Origin of the sequence: Haloarcula quadrata, from assembly GCF_003634715.1 — an archaeon.
Taxonomy (GTDB): domain Archaea; phylum Halobacteriota; class Halobacteria; order Halobacteriales; family Haloarculaceae; genus Haloarcula; species Haloarcula marismortui.
This window is the reverse complement of sequence record NZ_RBWW01000002.1, coordinates 44,962-64,033: the sequence shown is the minus strand read 5'-3', so window position 1 is coordinate 64,033 and position 19,072 is coordinate 44,962. Positions and strand designations below refer to the sequence as shown.

General features: G+C 53.7%; 22 protein-coding genes. 15 read left to right on the top strand and 7 right to left on the bottom strand.

Annotated elements, in window-relative coordinates; all coding sequences use genetic code 11:
• Positions 1-94: 94 nt before the first annotated feature.
• On the bottom strand, positions 95-1,357 hold the full coding sequence (locus tag BDK61_RS17475; protein WP_121303991.1) for a hypothetical protein: 1,263 nt from the start codon (positions 1,355-1,357) through the stop codon (positions 95-97).
• 136 nt (positions 1,358-1,493) lie between these two features.
• Here BDK61_RS17475 and BDK61_RS17470 point away from each other — a divergent pair, with 136 nt between their 5' ends.
• The 6 genes from BDK61_RS17470 (at position 1,494) to BDK61_RS17445 (ending at position 6,358) form a co-directional block, all read left to right on the top strand.
• Positions 1,494-1,730 carry an antitoxin VapB family protein gene (locus BDK61_RS17470; RefSeq protein WP_121303990.1) on the top strand — a complete coding sequence of 79 codons (237 nt, stop codon included), beginning with the start codon at positions 1,494-1,496 and terminating at the stop codon, positions 1,728-1,730.
• Positions 1,663-1,995: a PIN domain-containing protein gene (locus BDK61_RS17465; RefSeq protein WP_244209872.1), complete on the top strand. Its 333-nt coding sequence runs from the start codon at positions 1,663-1,665 to the stop codon at positions 1,993-1,995. Before BDK61_RS17470 ends, BDK61_RS17465 begins: the two co-directional genes overlap by 68 nt.
• Positions 1,996-2,062: 67 nt before the next feature.
• On the top strand, positions 2,063-3,085 hold the full coding sequence (locus BDK61_RS17460) for a hypothetical protein (RefSeq protein WP_148709160.1): 1,023 nt from the start codon (positions 2,063-2,065) through the stop codon (positions 3,083-3,085).
• Positions 3,086-4,093: 1,008 nt separating this feature from the next.
• Entirely contained in the window at positions 4,094-5,002 is a 909-nt protein-coding gene (locus tag BDK61_RS17450; protein ID WP_121303987.1) for an acetamidase/formamidase family protein, read from the top strand.
• Between the two features lie 280 nt (positions 5,003-5,282).
• Positions 5,283-5,420, top strand: coding sequence for a DUF7129 domain-containing putative zinc-binding protein (locus tag BDK61_RS23560; RefSeq protein WP_164734791.1), 138 nt, complete (start codon positions 5,283-5,285; stop codon positions 5,418-5,420).
• Positions 5,421-5,506: 86 nt separating this feature from the next.
• Positions 5,507-6,358, top strand: a complete 852-nt coding sequence (locus BDK61_RS17445) for an IS5-like element ISHma10 family transposase (RefSeq protein ID WP_121301968.1) — start codon at positions 5,507-5,509, stop codon at positions 6,356-6,358.
• Here the strand turns inward: BDK61_RS17445 and BDK61_RS23080 are convergent.
• Together BDK61_RS23080 and BDK61_RS17440 are read right to left on the bottom strand one after the other, a co-directional pair.
• Positions 6,315-7,019 carry a hypothetical protein gene (locus BDK61_RS23080; RefSeq protein ID WP_148709159.1) on the bottom strand — a complete coding sequence of 235 codons (705 nt, stop codon included), beginning with the start codon at positions 7,017-7,019 and terminating at the stop codon, positions 6,315-6,317. The genes BDK61_RS17445 and BDK61_RS23080 overlap by 44 nt on opposite strands.
• Positions 6,932-7,447, bottom strand: a complete 516-nt coding sequence (locus BDK61_RS17440; protein WP_148709158.1) for a hypothetical protein — start codon at positions 7,445-7,447, stop codon at positions 6,932-6,934. The genes BDK61_RS23080 and BDK61_RS17440 overlap by 88 nt, the downstream gene beginning before the upstream one ends.
• 135 nt (positions 7,448-7,582) lie before the next feature.
• Here BDK61_RS17440 and BDK61_RS17435 point away from each other — a divergent pair, with 135 nt between their 5' ends.
• The 6 genes from BDK61_RS17435 (at position 7,583) to BDK61_RS17410 (ending at position 13,763) form a co-directional block, all read left to right on the top strand.
• Entirely contained in the window at positions 7,583-8,509 is a 927-nt protein-coding gene (locus tag BDK61_RS17435; protein WP_121303985.1) for a transcription initiation factor IIB, read from the top strand.
• Between the two features lie 372 nt (positions 8,510-8,881).
• A complete protein-coding gene (locus BDK61_RS23075; RefSeq protein WP_148709157.1) occupies positions 8,882-9,169 on the top strand; it encodes a hypothetical protein in 288 nt (95 codons plus the stop codon).
• Between the two features lie 35 nt (positions 9,170-9,204).
• Positions 9,205-10,035 carry an IS5 family transposase gene (locus BDK61_RS17425; RefSeq protein WP_121303441.1) on the top strand — a complete coding sequence of 277 codons (831 nt, stop codon included), beginning with the start codon at positions 9,205-9,207 and terminating at the stop codon, positions 10,033-10,035.
• 13 nt (positions 10,036-10,048) lie between these two features.
• Positions 10,049-10,438, top strand: coding sequence for a hypothetical protein (locus BDK61_RS17420; protein WP_121303983.1), 390 nt, complete (start codon positions 10,049-10,051; stop codon positions 10,436-10,438).
• A gap of 176 nt (positions 10,439-10,614) precedes the next feature.
• On the top strand, positions 10,615-11,241 hold the full coding sequence (locus BDK61_RS17415) for an RAD55 family ATPase (RefSeq protein ID WP_121303982.1): 627 nt from the start codon (positions 10,615-10,617) through the stop codon (positions 11,239-11,241).
• On the top strand, positions 11,226-13,763 hold the full coding sequence (locus tag BDK61_RS17410; protein WP_148709156.1) for a hypothetical protein: 2,538 nt from the start codon (positions 11,226-11,228) through the stop codon (positions 13,761-13,763). The genes BDK61_RS17415 and BDK61_RS17410 overlap by 16 nt, the downstream gene beginning before the upstream one ends.
• 406 nt (positions 13,764-14,169) lie before the next feature.
• Here the strand turns inward: BDK61_RS17410 and BDK61_RS17400 are convergent, their stop codons facing one another.
• The 3 genes from BDK61_RS17400 to BDK61_RS17380 form a co-directional block, all read right to left on the bottom strand.
• Complete coding sequence (locus tag BDK61_RS17400) at positions 14,170-14,883, bottom strand: HAD family hydrolase (protein ID WP_121303979.1); 714 nt, start codon at positions 14,881-14,883, stop codon at positions 14,170-14,172.
• A 495-nt stretch (positions 14,884-15,378) separates the two neighbouring features.
• Complete coding sequence (locus BDK61_RS17385; protein ID WP_121303977.1) at positions 15,379-15,867, bottom strand: hypothetical protein; 489 nt, start codon at positions 15,865-15,867, stop codon at positions 15,379-15,381.
• Positions 15,868-15,884: 17 nt separating this feature from the next.
• Entirely contained in the window at positions 15,885-16,436 is a 552-nt protein-coding gene (locus BDK61_RS17380) for a DUF7342 family protein (RefSeq protein ID WP_121304408.1), read from the bottom strand.
• A gap of 136 nt (positions 16,437-16,572) precedes the next feature.
• On the opposite strand from BDK61_RS17380, the gene BDK61_RS23555 reads away from it, so the two are divergent.
• The gene (locus BDK61_RS23555; RefSeq protein WP_167467393.1) at positions 16,573-16,713 is read left to right on the top strand and encodes a hypothetical protein; all 141 of its coding nucleotides are present in this window, start codon (positions 16,573-16,575) and stop codon (positions 16,711-16,713) included.
• A 60-nt stretch (positions 16,714-16,773) separates the two neighbouring features.
• Positions 16,774-16,947: a hypothetical protein gene (locus tag BDK61_RS23550; RefSeq protein ID WP_167467396.1), complete on the top strand. Its 174-nt coding sequence runs from the start codon at positions 16,774-16,776 to the stop codon at positions 16,945-16,947.
• Positions 16,948-17,138: 191 nt separating this feature from the next.
• On the opposite strand, the gene BDK61_RS17375 is transcribed toward BDK61_RS23550, so the two are convergent.
• Positions 17,139-18,473, bottom strand: a complete 1,335-nt coding sequence (locus BDK61_RS17375; RefSeq protein WP_244209796.1) for an IS4 family transposase — start codon at positions 18,471-18,473, stop codon at positions 17,139-17,141.
• A gap of 200 nt (positions 18,474-18,673) precedes the next feature.
• On the opposite strand from BDK61_RS17375, the gene BDK61_RS17370 reads away from it, so the two are divergent.
• A complete protein-coding gene (locus BDK61_RS17370) occupies positions 18,674-19,054 on the top strand; it encodes a hypothetical protein (protein WP_121303976.1) in 381 nt (126 codons plus the stop codon).
• Positions 19,055-19,072 lie beyond the last annotated feature (18 nt).

Sequence of the window (19,072 nt, the reverse complement as noted above, 5' to 3'; positions counted from 1 at the left end):
TCGTCGACGATCCGCTGCCGGTTTCGACCGGGACGTCCCCAGGAATTTGGGTGTTGCACGGGTGTCCGGACGGCTGTCGTGAACTCACCATTCATCACTGGTCGAGCAGGCTGGGCGGGAAGTATACGAGTTCGGTCCAGACGTAGTTCCTGCTGGCGGGCTCTCCGCGGACGAGTATCTGCCACCTCTCTTGACTGCTAACGTCCACTGACAGGGAGTTGCCCGGCCCGATTCGGCCGTAGCTGTCACTAAACTGGGCGTCTGCCGGCTCGGGCTCGCGCGGTCCGTCTGTCCCGTCATTCGCCCCTGCCGAGACGTCTTGCAGGTAGACAGTGAACAGGTCTGCGTCGACTGAATCACCGGCTTCGTGTGTGAGGAGCGCCGTCGAATCGCCCGGCTCCCACGCGAGCCCCCAGGTGATTATCGGTTGGTCGTAGAGGCCGATGCTGTCCATATCCCGGAAGGTATCTGGCGGCATCTTCGCGACGACGGTGGCGATGTCGCCATCAACGGTCACTTCGGCGCGGTCGGCCTCTAGCGCCTCAGGGTACTCGCTGATTCGGTCCCTGATGGACTGTTCCGACACGCCGGCACCGTCCTCGAACAGAAAGCTTCGAGTAGTGTAGATCATCGACCCGCCGAATCCGACGCTTCTGGCCTCCAGAACGGCCGTGGAGCCGTCGACGGTGAAGGTTCCTGGCCTGATTCGAGTCCACGGGGGTGCCCCCACACTGTCTGTCATCCATTCGAACTGGGATTCGGCCTCGTGCAGCCGTGTCTGACGGCCAGATTCGGCGTCGATTCTCGGCCCGACGAACTGCAACGGCTCGTCGATATAGCCCGAAAAGAGTACGTAGTTGTCCCCGTGGGCGATGACCCGCTGGAGGTCATCGCGCTCGTAGATCCTGTATCCCTCGTAGTTGTCGTACTGCTGGTATCCGGTTTCCTCCAGCGCTGCCTTGACGGTGTCCGTGTTTACCGACCCCTTCGCTACGACGCTTCCCCGGGATTCAACCGCCCACTCGAACGCGGAGAGGGCCACACCGATGTCGTCCATCCCCGGTTTGACCCCCTGTCCCCCGTAGGGGGTCCCAAGTAGGTCCGCTCCGCGGTTATCTGGTTCGAGGTACTCCAAGCTCGTTCGGACCCTGTCGAACTGGTCGCCTCGGTCCTGCGTCGGTATCCAGTCCCGGTAGTGTGGTGACCCTGTTTCGGGTTGGTCGACTGATCCGAAGCGGACCCCCTGACCGAATGACGGTAGCGTCGTACAGCCAGCTATTGAAGCACTGCTTACGGCCAGCCCTGCCAGCAACTGCCGTCGGGTACCACACGGTTGGTCGCCAGTATCCTCTGTCATACGTCAGCCGACGATATCCGATAAAAAAGAACGGCACCATAGCTGGCAGACCTGACAATCCGTCGGAATTTTTATATACCCGCTGGTGCCGAGTAACCGGCTTTTCGGTCTGAACCGGTGACGCGACGGGGCGTTGATGAAACGGGAAAATGAGAGTGTCACAGACGTTCTCCTCCGGATGACGGGAGACGAGCAGGACGTCATGAAGGGGTTCGGTGCTTGGAAAGACCGCGGACTCCGCGAGGAAGTCGAAGCGACGCGAGAGGAACTTGACGAGGACTTCAGGGAACGTCAAGATAAACCGTTTGGACACTACCGCGCTCATCGACTACCTGCACGGGGACGAGGCGATAGCCGAGTATCTCGAACATAACGAGCCACTCCCGCTCTTCGTGCCTACGGTGGCACTCCATGAGGTATTCGCCAGCGCGGGCCGATTGCGGGGCCGTGACGGCGTTGAAGAGGCCCGCGATGACCTCGATTGGGTCAAACCACTGGAACTCTCCGCCGACGGGGCAGCTGAAGCTGCATTGGTAAGAGCCGAGCTCCGAGAGAGCGAGAATAAGATCGGTTCGATGGACACGTCGGAGCGCTCGAAGATCGTTCGTTTGAGCGACTCACCAGAGAACAGGTCTTGATCCGGTTGTAGTCAATACAGGCTTCGTTTGTATCGACTGTTTCACCCTTTCATTTCAAAAATCAATAGTGTTATCAAATATCGGTCACGTAAGTGTAACCAAGAGGAGCGTATACGGCATATTCTACTCTACGATGGATAAACAGTCGTTCACACGTCGCGCTGCTCTCGGTTTTATAGCTGGAGGTGGCATGCTGCTGGTATCTGAGTCGCTTGCGTTTACACAAACCAGTGCTCGCCGCGAAAGCGACCTTGACACGGCAGCAGATGCCAACGCACTTCTCGGATTGGTCGATACATCTAGAACTGCTCAGGTCTCTGGAGAGAATGACACGGCAACCGTGTACGAAATAACCGATAACATCGGTTCGCTGTCTGAGTCAGATATCGATGTGAGTGTTGTGAAGTTGGTTACACAGGACGGGACAGAGGTTACTTCTCCACCAGTTGATGCTACCGTCCGGAACACAGGCTTCGGCCAGTTTGACGTGGACATCAGTTGTACCAACGAAACCGATGATCTCGGGGATTCATATCAAGTTGTCCTCGATTTTTCGGCGACAACGGACGACATATCGGTTACTGCGACCCGGAGAACCAGTCCCAGGTCCTACGTCGATATCAGCTGCACATTCGACTACGGCGATTCGAACAACTATCGTGATGGTAATGATGGTGACGCCCCTCAACCAACAGATCCGAGTGGGAATATCGAGAATCCCGCTGCAGTCAACGACGACGATAGTACAACTGCGGCAGCTCTCTCTTCGGGGGGGCAGGAGGACCTTAAAGTTGGATACTCACTGCCGGCGGTAGACGAGACAGCCGCTGAGTACGAGATGCTCTTCGACATAGAGCGCATTCAGATCGGCAGTGGCTCCTTTGGATTCTATCTCGTCAATGGTGCTGGCCAGCAGCTCACGACTCGACAAGTCCTTGCCACGGGGACCAACAGCTACCCCTTCACAGATTCAGAAGAGCAACAAATCGCTGCAAATAACGACAATCTCTATTTGATCCTCGACTCAGATACCAACGGGAAAGGCAATAGAGAACTCGAGATTGACTACTTCGAATTAAACTCGGTGTGACTCGTTTAGCGCGCAGTTCTACTGAGCGTTGTATTCGCCTAGTTGAGATTGATAATATACGATTTCGGTAGTAGCGACTTGTACAACAGGCCATGAACCGATCAGTACAGGAGTTTTATCCCTCATTATAAGAGCCAACGCATAGATTAAAAAGCCAATAGGCGATTACACTCACAACTATGACACCGAAGCTCCCAGCCAGCCAGTTACCATTAACAACAAACTCACGGATATCTCCTGTAGCGCCTCTAAAGGCAAATAGGACAAGTAAAACAAGTGCTAAGCGGCGAAAATAAAAACCGAGGCCCTTTCCAGAGTCATGGCTATCTGTGTTCATGTTCTGAAATTATCATCTCTATCTGAATAGTTCTTTCACTGTTCAGTTCGCAGTAGCTACCTAACGGCTGTTTCAGCGGTATCAGTGTCAAACTAATAGTATTTCAACAAAGCTTCCCATCCCAATATTTTCTACCCTGAGTGGTCCCAGTTCTGGATGTTTCTATGACACGCTCTAACAGGAAACAGCTTGGTCCAGTGGTCGGGTTTCGAACCTTCCGTAGTGGATTGTGCCTGCGTGTGGCTTCCCTACCAATATAGAGGACAGGGTTTGAGAGGGGGCTCGACGTAAGAGGTGTATGGAGAAAAATTAACTCGTTGAACTCGCGCTCTACTATATTGCAATGTTGCTGCTGGTATTTTTCATTCTTGAACTATCCCAGGCCGTTGTGGGTGACATTGCAATCTGGCTCGAATTCGGTATTATCCTTGTTGTTGTCTTCGCGTATCGATATATCGCGGTCTGGCTCGGTATCGACCCCAGTGGCCGAGAGTAAGGGGATGAGCTAGCGAGCCAGGCCAGTTGCCTTGTGGGTACGCTCACGGGCTCTCTCAGACAGTTATGCCTCGGCTGGCTTCAGCAACAACCGCAGCGGACGAAAACACAGCGGTTGAGCGCGTCCCAGCGTATCGGGGAGACTTTTTTGTAGCATTTGCCCGAAGAGAATCTATATGTCACGCCGATGTGTCTCATTCGACGAGGACGGCCACATCTACGAGTTCTCTCCGGAGATGGATCCGGTCTATACAGCTGCCGACGGGGAATCGCTCACAATCGAGACTGTCGATAGTCTCAATAAAACGATTCAGACTGGTGACGACCTCCTTGATTCGATTCCGGACGAAGTGAACGCAGCGACCGGCCCAATCGAAGTAGAGGGTGCTGAGCCCGGTGACATCTTGGCGGTCGAGATTGAAGCGGTGCGGGTCACCGAGGGGCAGGGCCGAGTGGTCACGACGCCGGACTTCGGATTGCTACAAGACGACGAAGAGATTGAACACCCTGCGACCCGAATCACCGAAGTCGATGGTGACACGATCGAATTCGACGGCCACGAAGTTCCGATCGAGCCGATGATCGGGACAATTGGTGTGGCTACCGCAGAAGAGACCATCACGACACTGACCCCTCACGACCATGGTGGGAACCTCGATACCACCGACATGACCGGCGGAACCACTGCTTACTTCCCCGTATTTCAGGACGGGGCAATGTTGGCGATGGGCGACTCCAAGGCCGCTATGGCCGACGGAGAGATGTGCGGGACAGGTGCCGAAATCGGGACCGAAATCGATGTCACGGTTTCAGTGATTTCGGACCCCGGTGTTGGACTCGACCGTCCCATTGTAGATACGGGTGAGAATATCAAGTCAATCGCCAGCGCCGACACGATGGAAGAGGCAGTCAAATTGGCTAACCGTGATATCCTTGACCTCTTGCAAGCCGATCACGACATGTCGAAGACAGAGGCATACCTGTTTTCCAGTCTTGTTGGCGGACTCGAAATAAGCCAAGTCGTCGATCCACTCGTAACCGTGCGAAACTCCATCCCTGCAGAGCACTTGTCGCACCCATTCTGATTCGGGTATGGTGTCGCAGTTGTTGGTCGGTTTTGTTGGATTGGATGTGTTTCTCGCGAGGATTCAACGGCTGGAATAACGTGAACAAACGCCAGTAGGTGATAGTCTCTCAGGTGGGGTTCAACTACCCCCGCTATAGGTTATTCTATACGCCACATTTCACTATAATAACCCATTGTATATACTCTCTTACTACCGGAGAGATGTGCTCATAGTGTAATTGGGTGAATGATATGATGGCCGAAAAGAATTATTACTATAGGGATACTAAATATGCCATATGAGCCGGCGAGACCCACTTGCGAAAGAGCAAAAAGAGTTCAAATGTACCAACTGTGGCTATCGGACAACGGCACCGAGCAGGGAACTCACGTGTCGCCGCTGTGAGGGACGGATGAAAGATGTCGTGATTCCGTAGGCAGTCACTGGCAGCCTCCTGATTAGCTTGAAACGGCTCAATTGAATCCACAGACGGCGCCGGGATAGGTCGTTAGAATCACGGGTATGAAGCGGGAGAGTAATGTTATGCACAACACCCTCTTCCGCTTCGTGAAGCAAGTGGCTTCACTCGCTCAAAAGCTTACTGACGCTGCGCTGATGGAACTGAGTGATCCAGCCGGCAACGGGTTTGCCGGCTGGAAGCACGCAGTCTTGCTCTATCTGCGCGAACACATGAGCGCGGAGTACGAGGAAATCATCGACTGGGCCGAAGAGATGGAACGTGTTCGAGCGGTATTGAATCTTCAACGCGGGGAGTTTCCCGCGCCTTCGACGCTGTGTAAGGCGTTCAAACGGGCATCGATGACTGTCTGGCGACAGCTGCTCCGCCGGTCGGCGGAGCTGCTGGACCAGAATGGTCACGCCGCAATTGATGCCACCTACTTCGACCGTCAGCAGGCATCGTCTCACTACTTGCGACGGATTGATCGTTCCGTCAAAACGATCCAGACGACGTTTCTCGTAGATACAGCTGAGGGAGCAATTCTTGACTTACACTGCAGCACGAAGTGGCCTGACGAAACCAAGATCGGCCCGAAGGTCGCCCTGCGGAACGCGGGCGACCTTCGAAGCTTGGCCGCTGACAAAGGCTATGATGACATGAGCTTCCGTGAGGAGCTTCGAAACGCCGGGATTCGTCCGCTGATAAAGCACCGTGTTTTCGCTCCTTACGATCACGCACACAACGCCCGAATAGACGACGAGCTCTATGGTCAGCGATCACAGACCGAGTCCGTCAACTCCTCAATCAAGCGCTCGCACGGCTCCGCCGTCCGAGCGCGTGACTGGTTCCGCCAGTTCCGGGAGATAACGCTCATAGCCGGCGTTTACAACGTGGAGCAGGCAATTGAACGCTGAAACGCCGAAATTCGCCGGATTCAATTGAGCCGTTTCGATGCACCTGTGTTTCTTTTTCTCGGTCGAGCCGCTGCTGGAGGAATTCGCGGAAGGTATCATGAATCCGATACGATTTAGTACCGTTATCGTTCCATCCGAGATCTTGAGTAATTACTCGTTCACTGAGTCCTCGAAGTAGCCGGTCAATACTTACGCTGTCGAACGGTTCGTCGTCGGGAATGACCGCTGTACACAGGCGTTCGTCGAGTTCAGAGAGAGGAGATGTTAGCCGGAGGAACCGTTGTTCGTCGCCTGAAAGCGATTGGAGATACCGTTGCTGAATCTCATCGTATACCTCTCCTTTCGGTATTTCCGGGATATCATCAGGTTCGTTACTTTCAGTTAGTAACCCGATGTAGAGCGGATGGCCACCTAATTCCTGATGTATTTTCGTCACCCTCTCTTCAGAAATATGATTAAACTCGGCCTGAAGTAGGGATTTGGTCTGTTGTTTTGTGAAGGTGGAGATGGTAACCTCGGTGTCAAGTCGATCAAATGAGAGCTGGCCAGCAGTAATCAGAGTGATGTTCTCGGTTAGTAGATCCGCTGCTTCCTGAATAGCATCCTTGACTGCGTTCTCGTCGATGCCAAGTTTGTGGATATCGTCGATACAGAGTAGCAAGTGATGATCTTCGGGGTGTATTGTTCGGCGGCTTCCTCGAGCACGTCTCGATACCTGAACTTTACTTGAGGCGCATCGGCTTCTTCAGTATCCCACGACGCACTTGCGCCAAATCCAGCAGCGCTTCCACCCAAGCCAGTCAGTCGCCAACCTTCCTCCTTCTTGTCTTCGGGTAGATTTTTGAGAATGGTTCGATAGATGATACCGTAGAAGTCTTCAACATCGAGATGGCCGCCGATTGAAGCAATTTCAACGTCCTTGTTCCCGGTATAGGCTCGCTCGATCTGGTTTATGATCCACGTCTTTCCCACTCCCGGCTCCCCTGCTATGTGAATCAGGCCAACGTTCCCATCAATGAAACCGAATATCTGATCCTCAACCTCTGGACGTGAAACGTAGTAATCTGGCTCAGAATCTCCGCTTCTCATTATGATATGCGTAGACAAGAATAACGTTTGAAACTTCCCCAAAACACGACCCTGTCGGTCCCGCAAAAGGTCTATTTGCCCCTCGATGGGTGAGGGGTTCGCCGTACTGGCGAGTTCCTCAGTACGGTGAGAAATATGGCAACTAGAGACATCTACGAAACTGGATTCGACGAAGACATCCAAACGGAGTCGAGCGCAAACCAGTGTCCCGAGTGCGACGGGCACGTCACTACGAATATAGAGGAAACCGTCTGCGAGGAGTGTGGCCTCGTCATTCAGGAGCAACGTCTCGATCACGGGCCGGAATGTCGAGCGTACGATGAGGACGAGCGGGAACGGACGGGTGCTCCGCTGACAGCAGCGCGTCACGACCGAGGCCTCTCGACCGAGATCGGGCGGGGAACCGACGCGAACGGGAACGAACTCTCCGCACGAAAGCGCCGGCGGCTCGCCCGGATGCGGCGCGAACAGACCCGTGGCCGGTGGCGGTCGAAAGCCGAACAGAACCTCGCCCACGGACTGGGCGAAGTGCGTCGGTTGGCAAGTGCCCTCGAACTCTCCGAGTCGGTCCGTGACCAGGCGTGCCAGCTCTTCCGGAGCGCCCAGAATCAAGATCTGCTCCGAGGCAGATCCATCGAGGCGATCGCCGCAGCCAGCGTGTACGGGGCGTGCCGATGTAACGGCCGGTCGCAGCTCCTCGACGACATCGTGGGGGTCGCGACAGTCGGGGAATCACGGGTCACGAACGCCTACAAGACACTCAACGAGGAACTGGGACTCCCGGCCAAACCCGCGACGCCGACGATGTACATTCCGCGGCTCGCATCTGACCTCGACTGTCCGGAGCGGATCCGACGTCGAGCGCGAGCACTTGCCGAAGCGGCTGAGGACGTCGGCGTGACGACTGGCGTCCATCCCGCCGGCTTCGCTGCCGCCTGTCTCTATAAGGCCGGACAGGAGGCGGGTCGGTGGCTAACCCAGTCTGATATCGCCGAGGTCGCCAACACGTCGACCGCGACCGTCAGAAACCACCGCGACACCCTCGAAGAACAGGTTGTCTGAATCTCAGTCCGACCACTCAGGAACTTGTTCGCTTTTTGTCGGCCTATCATTTAAACCGGAAAACGGGACATGCTCTCTGTAGATCTCTCTATGACCGGCCGCGACTACGATTTCGAGGAACTACGTCCGCTCGGTGAAGCGTCCCGAAGGCCCGATCATCAGCTGGACGATCGCACCAACACCGCCCCTCGTCGACAGCGGTATGCGTCGGTCGAAACAGGATACCCTGGGAATCAAACTGACGACAAGGCAGAGTGCAGATCTTGTGGGGCAACGATACCGGCGTCACAGACTAAATGCCGATTCTGTCTCACCAACCATCTCGGCGACTCCGACACCGCAACAACAGAGACTGGCCGAGAAGCAACACTCGTGGGAATCGTGTTCACGCTCGTCGAGTCGTCGACGTTCTACGGCGCTGTCGCGAAGGGGGCAGCCGCCGGGAATCTGCTCGTCAACAGCGAGACCGAGGGCATCACCGAGCATCAACTCATCTACGACCTCACTGAGGGGCCTGCGTCGCAGCTGGTCGATCAGTGGCCGTCGCTACCGGATGCTTCGAAGGTTTCCTCAGAAACCGGGGAGCAACTGCTCACGGCTATCCGAGACCGGATGAACGGCTCTGTTGAATCACTAGACGGCGTCGGGATAGGTCGCTAAATCAAAGGAGTTGAAGCGGGATGATTCGGTTGCCTATGACACAAATCTCCCGCTTCACTGGTGAGATTGTGCCGATTGCTCAAGTTGTTACCGGTGATGGAGACGAATCCGCCGCCCCGGAAGGCGGCGGCGGATTCGCCGACTATGCCATCGTTTCCCTGCATTGTCTGCGGATCTATCTTGATACATCCTACCGGATGACGATTGACCTGCTCAAAGAGATGCCACAAATAATCGGGGAGATCGGCCTCAGCGCGGCCGATCTCCCCTCTCCATCTACGTTGTGTAAAGCGTTCGACCGAATCGAAATGAGCGTCTGCCGAGTGTTGCTGCGCCAGTCGGCGCAGCTGCACGACCCATCGAAACACGCTGCTATCGACGCTACATTCTACGAACGCTCAGCAGCGAGCCGTCACTACTGCCAGCGCATAAGCTACCGCGTCCAGAAGCTGAAAGTCACGAAACTCGTCGATACAGAGACCCAAGCAATCCTTGACGTACACTGCTCAACGACTCGGGAAGGAAGCGACGCAGACCTCGCTGAGCAGATCGTCCGCCGGAACGCGGGCGATCTGCGGTCTCTAGCGGCCGATAAAGGCTACGACAAGCAAGCGCTCCGTAAAGCACTGCGTGAACTCGGCATCAGACCGCTCATCAAGCACCGCATCTTCGCTCCCTACGACCACGCTCACAACGCCAGAATCGACAAACAACGCTACAATCAGCGCTCTATGACTGAGACCGTTAATTCGGCCGTGAAGCGCTCGCTCGGCTTCGCCGTGCGAGCGCGTTCCTGGTTTCGTGAGTTCCGAGAAATCGCCCTGATGTGTGTCGTCTATAACATCAAACGTGCCGTCAAACAGTGAATTCCACCGCCTTATGGCGATTCAACACAGCCGGATGAACGGTCAGGAGCATTCGACGTTCGCAGGAGCGCAGGAGGCCGGGGCGTGCCTCTACGACGAACGAGGAGAAGCCCTCCGGACTGGATCGCGTCTCGATACGATGCTCGAGACAGCTGATGACCCGATGTGGCTGGTCCCGGGAATCGCACTCCAGGAATCAAGCGGGGATAGCGATCAGGACGAGCAGCCATCCAATCTCCGGACACGAGTTCAGCTCAAGTGTCACCACTGCGAATCCGAAACAGGGCATCGGTTCACCACCTACGAATCGCTCCCGTACGACACCTGGTCGGGGCAACCAATCTGGGAGTGTCGAGAGTGTGGGGCGTGCCGCTACGGACCGGAGATACAACAGCTGGAATGATTAGTTGGGTGATCTATTGGACTAGATGGTAAACCTGATACTTCATCAGGGGTAGGGAGGATAGCTTCCTCACCCCAGTTATTGGCTTAAATTGGTTCCCAGGTATTTCTCTGTAGCTTTTGTCCATATATTGGTCCCAAATCTTAATGTCGGAGTGATATGAAGGCACATTATGTGTGAACTTGAGTCTACCCTGTTTTGAGGATCCCGAAATTGACAAGATACTAGAAGAACTTCCGGAAAGCGCGAGTATTTCCATTCGGGGTGTTTCTGGATCGGGCAAGACCCTCGTGTGTGAAAATATTCTGGAGTCCGCACTCAAAGCCGGACAAGTTTGCAGATACCTTATTGTCGGCAGTCAAGAAGACGGAAGAGAAGCATTAAACCAAGCAACTGGTACCGGTGTTGACCTCCTTTCTCACATTCCAAAAGGCGATCTCGCAATCGAAATAATTGATGAGCCGGGGCTACGTAGTATGTTGTATACTCTTATCAAATTCAGAGAGGTAGATGTATTGTTGATTGATTCACTTGATGCTGTGGAAGGTGTTGACCAAGCGGTGGCTGAACAGGCGTTGTTTTGGTTGGGATCGAAATATGACACGAATATAATGTGCATATCTCGAGACAATGTCGGAGACTCCCGCTCTTACTCTGATTTGACAATAGATATGGACCGAGCTGGGGAAGAGGTTGAGTCATTAAATGCCGATTCAATTCTTTCAATCAGAACGAGTGAAAAAGCGGTTGAACGAGCCTTCCTTGTCGAAGGATACGGTTTTCGTATGTGGGACCTGAGATGAGTTTATACGGTCTCAACCGGCGGCGTGCGCTGGTATTAATTGCTGTCTCTGGAGTCCTTGTTCTCAGTTCTGGATTCCTGTGGCTTCAGTATCCATCACCAGTCACTCTGACGATATTCCGAGCCATGCTAGGTGCTTTCTTAGGATCGATTGTGGTTCAAGCAGTCGTCGAATATCTCAGGAGAGGTGAAGAGAGCAACATTGATGACGGAGATGACCAAAGATTAGAATTACTTACGCCGTTAGTGGCGATGCTTCGACAGGAGCAAGATGTAGACTCTCAAGGGGATGTAGGAGAGTTCTTCCGAACTCCACCTGCCTGGGTCGATTTTGAGGAAAATTATGTCGTTGACCACCCAATGCTTGACAGAATATTTAATCACGTCACTGCGGATGATGACGGGCTCTTTGTAATTGAAGGTAAACCCGCGTGCGGTAAATCTTTCTTATTGTACAGTATTGGTAAGAAGTTAATAAGTGATGAAAATCTTACGGGACAAGAAGCTTCTATACTTCGATTGAAAGATGTCGACCGCAGTCGTCTCGATCGGCTGGCAGACGAAATAAATTCATTGCCTGAAGGGGCTTACGTCCTCGTAGATGACATCCACCTCGACCCCGTTCAACTGATCGACGTAGCAGAACGATTTGCTACTCAGTCCATAACGTTGGTATATGCGACTCGACCTGTACAAAATTATCCCCGAAACCAAGACGAGCGCCTCGAGAGCTTCACAACCAAGCACTATCAAATCGTATCAGAGACAGTCGCAAGCTCGATAGTTGATCGGTACTTGGAGATGGAAGAACTGTCTGAAGACGAGCTTAGAAGTGTTAGAAGAGAATGCTTAGAACACAGACATGATCTCTATCTTTTGTCAACTGCTCTTCTAACGTACAGCGACAAAGGTAAAGTATCAGATGAAGCGATATACGAGTGGATCGCAGACAACGTTCTTGATGCAGACAGGTTCAGCGAACCGATAAACCCGGCGCCATTTTTAATCGCTATTGCATGCCTTTACCGATTTGAGGTTGCGGTTACGAGATCTTTCCTAACAAACTTCCTTGACTTATCGGGATCGGATCTAAGAGGGCTTGTGAGAGAGGGTGAAGTTCTCAAACCATCCGGTAACACCTTTGCCCTCCATCACTCATCAATTGCTCAGCTTATTATCAGTACAGCTCATTATGAGTCGCGGCACTCTATACCGCCTAAATTGCGAGAAATCAGCCGATCCCATCCAATGGAATGGCACGAAGCTGCTGTTCAGAACTACATAGAATACGAACCACAATTAACTGTAGAGATTTTAGCTGGTATTACGAAGACGGAAGAGGAGGGGCGAGAACTCGCTCACAAGCTTCTTGATCGAATTGACCCGACGATCGTTGCTACAGGGATCAACCCATCGAACACCAGCGTCGAGAACCTCGGGTCCTTTTTTGCCTTGTACTTGGGGCGGGAAGACCGCATTGATGACGCGTTAGTCGCTGAATTGAATCAATTTGCTCAAGACTGCGATAGCAATAGCGCTTCTGCATGGGCCTGGACGACAGAGATTCTGGCGCGGCTAAATATCGATGCTGCGTGGACGTTCGGCGATAAACTCGCCCCACTACTAGAGACAGTTAAGCCCCAGATGGTAGCTGACATCCTTACAACAATATCCTACGGAGAGATTGAATCACTAGCAGAATCAATCGCTGAAGATGTCGATCCAAGGCGAATCGAAAACCAACTCAAATCCACCGACCTCCCACCAGAGGAGTTAGCGAAAGTGATCGCGAAACTGGTTTGGGTATCTCCCAAACAATTCACCGAACTTGCGATCAATTTCGACACTCTATTGCTCAATGTTGAACCTCAAGACTTTCCTGTCGTATTATGCCGTGTCGCATGGGGGAATGAAGACTCTGCCCGCAAAATGTTAAATTCACTATCAGTTGAAGAGATCGCGAGTTACCTCAATAATATTGACAACGATCAACACTATTACCAAGCGCTCGCAGCGATATATCTGGTTGATCCTTCGGTTATCAAAGCATTGGAGGATGAACTCAATCAGACGGGGTCAAAGAATATTGAGTCTTCTAGATACCGTAAAGCTGCGTTGAGTATCGTCTCTGAAGCAAGTGATGTACCAATTGACGGGCTACAGGCACCGGTCGAAGGCCCAGCACATTTGAGTGTTGACAAGGAAGAGTTATCTGCCTATCAAGAACTCAGAACGTGTGCTACTTCCAGCGATTTAGACACAATAGAGTGTTTGAAGAGGATTGCTGATTCGCACGATCCATTGGTCTGCCTTACAGCCTTGATCCTGATATCACCTGAAATCAAAAATGCGCTCGAACCCCGGCAAATTCACTCTTGGCTCACCGAGGAACTGGCCGAAGAGTTACCACCATATGTGATTGAAACTACAGGTGCTACGATGAGTCTGGCCAGAGAGAACGGCCCCAACGACACAAGTGAACCTTCCATTCAAGAAGAAGAGGAGGATCAGCAGACCAATTGAGTTTGGAGGTTAATTAGCGTAGCAAGAGGCAGTATCGAATTAGATCGAGAATGCGGACCGTTCCGAAATATGTCCTATCTCAAGCCGTATGAACATACTCCAAACAGCAGACCAACTCCATAACAACGCAAGGGCGATATTAGAGGGTAGATCGCGAATCTAATCGATAATTATTGGACTCCGTTTCAGCGATTTCACCGGTGTATAGTAGTTTCTTGAGAGCCAATTCAAGCTTCCAATCGGGGATGTCGTCAAACTTATCAATTTCTATTATTTCGTCGTACGACAACTCTTCATGAGTCTCCAGCACTTCATAGATTCTTTCCATCAATTCTTCTGTGCGCAATCCTTTGCGTTGACCTGACATGTTTTCACCAATTTCTTCTGTAGTTAACAGATAATTATTTCAATTTGTATCTGTATGTTCAGATGGACTTATTTGTTCCCCCACCCACCTGTCGACCGGATCTAGAATCAGCTCCAGATCCCCATCTTCAATAACAACATCCGATTTGTCGACAGCTGCTTGGGACTCTGGGTTGAACGCAATAGCGAGGTTGTCTTGGTGGACTTTTTGTAAGTCGTGTTTTGAGTCCCCAATCAACGCTACGTTTGATGGGCTGATACCGTATTTCTCTACGATATGTTCAAACTTTTCCTTCTTATTGAGATCGGTTACCTGTATATCGGATTCACCAGTCAGTTTCCCGTTCTCAATGTCAATATGGTTGGATATAATAAAATCAACGGGTACCTCTTCAACTATACTTTCCACATATTGTAAGACACCGGCACTCACTACGCCGACGACGAATCCTTTGTGCTTCAATGATTGGATTGCTGTACTAATTCCATCAATCGGAGTTGCCTCATTTATTGCTTCCCGAAAGTTCCCAGCCCTCCTGTTGCCCCAATGTTCAACGGTAATACGCGACCATTCTTTCATATCAATTGCCCCACTTTGATACAATTCGAGGTGCTCACGCTGGTGGTCTGTAGTTTCCATCTTCTCGTGGATGGCAGTCCACGATCCTTTCCTATACGCAAGAACACCATCACAATCGAAGATAGCTAATCGGTCTTTTTGAGACATGTCACCGTCACCGAACTCTTTCATCATTAGTTTCAATCCGGAGTTGGACTCACTTGAGATTTCGCATGCTACTGGGGATGAGGACAGCAATCGGGACAAGCAGTCACCTAACCTCCAGACGCAGGATCAGCTCGAGCCTCACCACTGCGACGCTGGAACCCGGTTACAGTGTAACACCTGCGAATCGCTCCCTGGCGACCCACGATCGTGCCAATCAATCTGGGAGTGCCAGGTGTGTAGCACAGGCCGCTACGGGCCTGCCCCCGAATAGGGCAGGAGGAATCTCGCCGGTTAACCAACAGCCTCCGATGGAGATAGCTTCTGTTGGTTAATACGGTGAGTACCCTCAAGTCCGACGTCAGTCACGGCGAGTGTTCATTCGGCAGGGGTCGCAACAGCTTGCCTCCACAGATCGCGGCGAGAACAGGGGCAGTGGGTAACGCACCGTGACATCGACCAGTCCGGAAACGTCACGCCGACCACGGCACGGACGCATCACCAGATGCTCGATGAACTCGCTGTCTAGACGGGCCAGGTAGGGAGCGAGGGCGCTCCATTCTTCCAGTGAATCGCATCTAACGCCGCCGGCAACTGCTGTAGTCGGTCATCGAGAACGGCGAGTGGATGCGCATCGAGAAACGTCGCCTCGTGCCGATCAACCGGCGTGTCTTCGTGATTGAGTTGGATGTGACAGGGCCCAAGCTCCGGATGGTCGGCATCCTGGTGGAAGCCGAGCATCAGATTGCGGTCCGGTTCGACCCAGTTGATGCGGTAGTATTCGTGGTCGACGCCGGCGGGGTACCAGAAACGAATCTCCAGTCGTGCTGTCGCCGCGTCGTACGAGTCACTCAGGAACGTCGTCGGATCGACATCCGCGATGACGTACCGGGGTCGGCGTCGAGACGGGCGATAGCGGACCTCTTCACACCCTGGCTGGTTCGTCAATCGGTCGTGAACGTCGCGGAGGAGGGTCCGCTGTGTATAGCGGTCGCGACCGGCAAGAAAGATCATTCTGTGAGAGAGGAGGATTAACTCGTGGCGCGGTCAGCCACATCGGTCATCTGCTCGCGGGCGGCTTCGACGTCGGAGTAGAGTTCCAGTGCGTGCTTGATGAGGCGGCGATCCTCCTCGTTCTCGCGCCAGAACGCGATGACGTCGCGCCGGTCCCGGAGCTCCGCACTTGTGAGGTCGCCGTCGGCGAGCGACTGTTCGAGCTCCTCCCACGTCTCGACGTCGTAGGTCGCCTGCCACTTCTCGATCTCCTCGGTAATCGCGGCCAATTCGCTCCGCAGCTCCTCGCGGGTGTTTTCCTCGATGAGCGTGCGGATCTCCTCGAAGAGCAGTCGCGTGTAGTCCGGGTGGTAGCGCGTGGTCTCGCCGGCCTCGACGCGACGCAACTGGCCCTGGTCGACGAGATCCTGAAGTTCCTCGTTGGTCGTGCTCCAGGCGGCGTCGGCCTGCTCGCTGATCCAATTGACTGAGCGGGGTTCGCGAAGTGACTCGGCGACCGCCCGAATGCGGTCGCGGGCGCTCATCGACTCAGTCCACGATTGGACCCCATCTCGCGGGGATTCGGTCATGGTTGGCACCTCTTGGGGCAGTGTTCACGCCCTACTCTCATATATGTTTGTACTGTCTCGCATAATCAAGAATGGGATGCGAGTGAAGCCGTCCGGACGTTGAAATTCGATACCGACAGAAGTTGTGAATCAACCGATGTACGACCGATATTCTGACTTTGAGCAACTACGGCCGACCGGCGAGGCATCCCACATCCCGGACACGATGCTGGACGACAGGTATGAGAGTGGCCTCCTGGCGGCAACGCGTCGCGGCGAGCACTGGTGGCGACGCTGATGCGCCGACGACAGTCTCGTAAGGAGTCTTTCTGCGCCGGCGAGTGGTGAGGCGCTTCCGATGAATCAGCAAGTCGAACAAGGCTACCGGATGCATCGTGTGCTCAGCAATCTCAGCCGGCTCGACGTCGACCAGTTGGACGACGCGGACCGAGAGCGAGTCGAGACTGCAAGAGACCTCCTGGAAGAAGTGAGTCTACTCACGCGACCAGAGGACAGGAGCCATCCGTTCTAGTCTAACTTGATTCGGCTGACAGAGATTGTGCCAGAGCTGGTGATACATCTACGGTGAATAACTGGCGCTGAAGATTCGATCTGCTCGTGTGTGACAGCCTGAACTTCTCTCAGGAGGAAGAAGCACTGAATTGCCCATCTGGACCGAGTAGCGCAGCTAACCAGCGACGCGAATCCAGCGTTCTCGCTGGATTACGCGAGCTTGGCGTCAAACGAGTTGTACTGTACCTCCTCAAGCAATAAGGTACGGTGAGCGTTCGGGTTCAATCCGTCGTTCATCAGCGATTTGACGAGACTTGGCGTCTCATAGCCGAGTCGCCGAGCGACTCGGCGGAGTATCCGATCATTCCGGCGGCTCACAGCCTTTGCCCAGCGCTCTCGTGGCAGCAGTGACGACGGCTCAATGTCGTCGTCACTGCAGTTGTCTTCGAGAATCTCGATGAACAGTTCTCGAAGTGTCCGGCTCACAACGAGTGAAATGAGGCTGATCAGAATGAGCGCTTCAACGACCTCTGGTTTGGTTGTATCCATCTTGTCAAGGGCGTATGTAGTCTTGAGTTCACGGAAGAGAAGCTCTACTTCCCATCTAGCTTGGTAGAGCTTTGCGATATCTGAGGCAGCGTAGTCGTCAGCTGGAAGATTCGTGATGTAGAGGTGGTACTGCTGTTGGTCCTCGTTCCAGACACCAACGACGCGAAACGTCTCAACGGCACGGCTGCGCGTGCCGTTGTAGACGCGTCGCTTGAACTCGACCTCGCTCTTGGCATCAATCACGTCACGATGCAGATCGTCCAGAATATCCTGAACTTTTTCTCCCTCCAGAGAAATGGCGTTGCCACGCCATTCCCTGAGTTCGTCGACGATCTTCGGTTGTGCGTTTGGCTTCAACCGCGTCAGGAACCAGCCGCCGTTAGTGTCGATCAAGTCCATCGTCCGGTACTCGAAGTACGCCTGATCGTACAGCAGCAGTGCGTTCTCCAGCCATGGTCCAGTCGACAACTGCGTTGACTCGTGCGTGCGAGCGTCTGTGATAGAAAACTCGGTAGGGAGGCCTGTACTGGTTGATTCGACCACGTGGAGCTTCGCTCCAGCGTGGTCGTCACCAAAGCCAGGGAACTCATCAAACAGCTCCTGGAACAGCGTAATGACTGTCATATCCACGATGAAGACTTCACGGAACTCCTCAAACCGTCCTTGGAGACGGTCGCTCTCGTGATCGAGGTCCTCAAGGGCCTCCTTGAGGACCTCTCGAAGGAATGTACACAGTTCAGGCGTGAACCACTCGTAGAAGGATGAGTACCTGATCGTGCCACCAAAGGTATCGATGTAGGTTTGGCGGAACGCTTCGATTGTTCTGTGCCCGGCTGAGAGAAATCCGAGCGCAAGCGCCCAGAACAGAGCGTCAGCTTCCAACTTCCCGCCGTCGCGCTGCACCAGTCCGGTTGCGCGAGCCAGCTCGCGCAGCCGGCTGTTTGGAAAAGTATTCACCAACCGCTCTTCGATTACCTCATCCGGTGGTAGTTTCATTCACTTTCCACCGGTTTCTCATCCCGGTAACATCTGGTGGTTTTCCTGCTAACTCAGCCTTAGCCTAGAACGGATGGGACAGGAGCGGACCAGACGCCCCAACAGACGACTGATCAGCGTCGCCGTCGACGCCAGTGGCACCTCCAGTGGCGGTTTATCGCCCCCCAAGAGGGGTGCGGGACTTCCCCGCGAGTCCAGACATGGCGACACTACAAGCTGCGACGACGTCAACCGGCGCGATCGTATCGGATCCACAGGCAGTCCGCGAGCTCTGTGAGGGCTACTGCTTCGGAACACTCAGCTGGGAGGTCACCGACGAAGGCGAACTCACGATCTGGGGCTACGACGACTTTGAAGTGTACGAGGCGCGCGAGAATGGCCTCCCTGACTACGAAGGCGGCATCGTGACCCACGAATTCTTGCGAGAACTTGCCGACCACCTCGAAGCTGACGAGGAACTCGACATCCAGACAGCGGGGTTCACTAAGTGTCGCTTCCCAGTGCTGGCGAAGCGGTACGTCGTTCGCGACGGCGAAGTCCTCCACGCTGACCTCAGTTCTCCCGAACCGATCGACGAGTAGAGTTGTTCATCCCCCGGG

Excerpts from the sequence above, each read along its gene's own strand:
- BDK61_RS17475 (WP_121303991.1), bottom strand. The coding sequence starts at position 1,357 with ATGACAGAGGATACTGGCGACCAACCGTGTGGTACCCGACGGCAGTTG.
- BDK61_RS17470 (WP_121303990.1), top strand. The coding sequence starts at position 1,494 with ATGAAACGGGAAAATGAGAGTGTCACAGACGTTCTCCTCCGGATGACG.
- BDK61_RS17450 (WP_121303987.1), top strand. The coding sequence starts at position 4,094 with ATGTCACGCCGATGTGTCTCATTCGACGAGGACGGCCACATCTACGAG.
- BDK61_RS23560 (WP_164734791.1), top strand. The coding sequence starts at position 5,283 with ATGAGCCGGCGAGACCCACTTGCGAAAGAGCAAAAAGAGTTCAAATGT.
- BDK61_RS17445 (WP_121301968.1), top strand. The coding sequence starts at position 5,507 with ATGAAGCGGGAGAGTAATGTTATGCACAACACCCTCTTCCGCTTCGTG.
- BDK61_RS17440 (WP_148709158.1), bottom strand. The coding sequence starts at position 7,447 with ATGAGAAGCGGAGATTCTGAGCCAGATTACTACGTTTCACGTCCAGAG.
- BDK61_RS17435 (WP_121303985.1), top strand. The coding sequence starts at position 7,583 with ATGGCAACTAGAGACATCTACGAAACTGGATTCGACGAAGACATCCAA.
- BDK61_RS17425 (WP_121303441.1), top strand. The coding sequence starts at position 9,205 with ATGACACAAATCTCCCGCTTCACTGGTGAGATTGTGCCGATTGCTCAA.
- BDK61_RS17420 (WP_121303983.1), top strand. The coding sequence starts at position 10,049 with ATGGCGATTCAACACAGCCGGATGAACGGTCAGGAGCATTCGACGTTC.
- BDK61_RS17400 (WP_121303979.1), bottom strand. The coding sequence starts at position 14,883 with ATGATGAAAGAGTTCGGTGACGGTGACATGTCTCAAAAAGACCGATTA.
- BDK61_RS17385 (WP_121303977.1), bottom strand. The coding sequence starts at position 15,867 with ATGATCTTTCTTGCCGGTCGCGACCGCTATACACAGCGGACCCTCCTC.
- BDK61_RS17380 (WP_121304408.1), bottom strand. The coding sequence starts at position 16,436 with ATGACCGAATCCCCGCGAGATGGGGTCCAATCGTGGACTGAGTCGATG.
- BDK61_RS23555 (WP_167467393.1), top strand. The coding sequence starts at position 16,573 with ATGTACGACCGATATTCTGACTTTGAGCAACTACGGCCGACCGGCGAG.
- BDK61_RS23550 (WP_167467396.1), top strand. The coding sequence starts at position 16,774 with ATGAATCAGCAAGTCGAACAAGGCTACCGGATGCATCGTGTGCTCAGC.
- BDK61_RS17375 (WP_244209796.1), bottom strand. The coding sequence starts at position 18,473 with ATGAAACTACCACCGGATGAGGTAATCGAAGAGCGGTTGGTGAATACT.
- BDK61_RS17370 (WP_121303976.1), top strand. The coding sequence starts at position 18,674 with ATGGCGACACTACAAGCTGCGACGACGTCAACCGGCGCGATCGTATCG.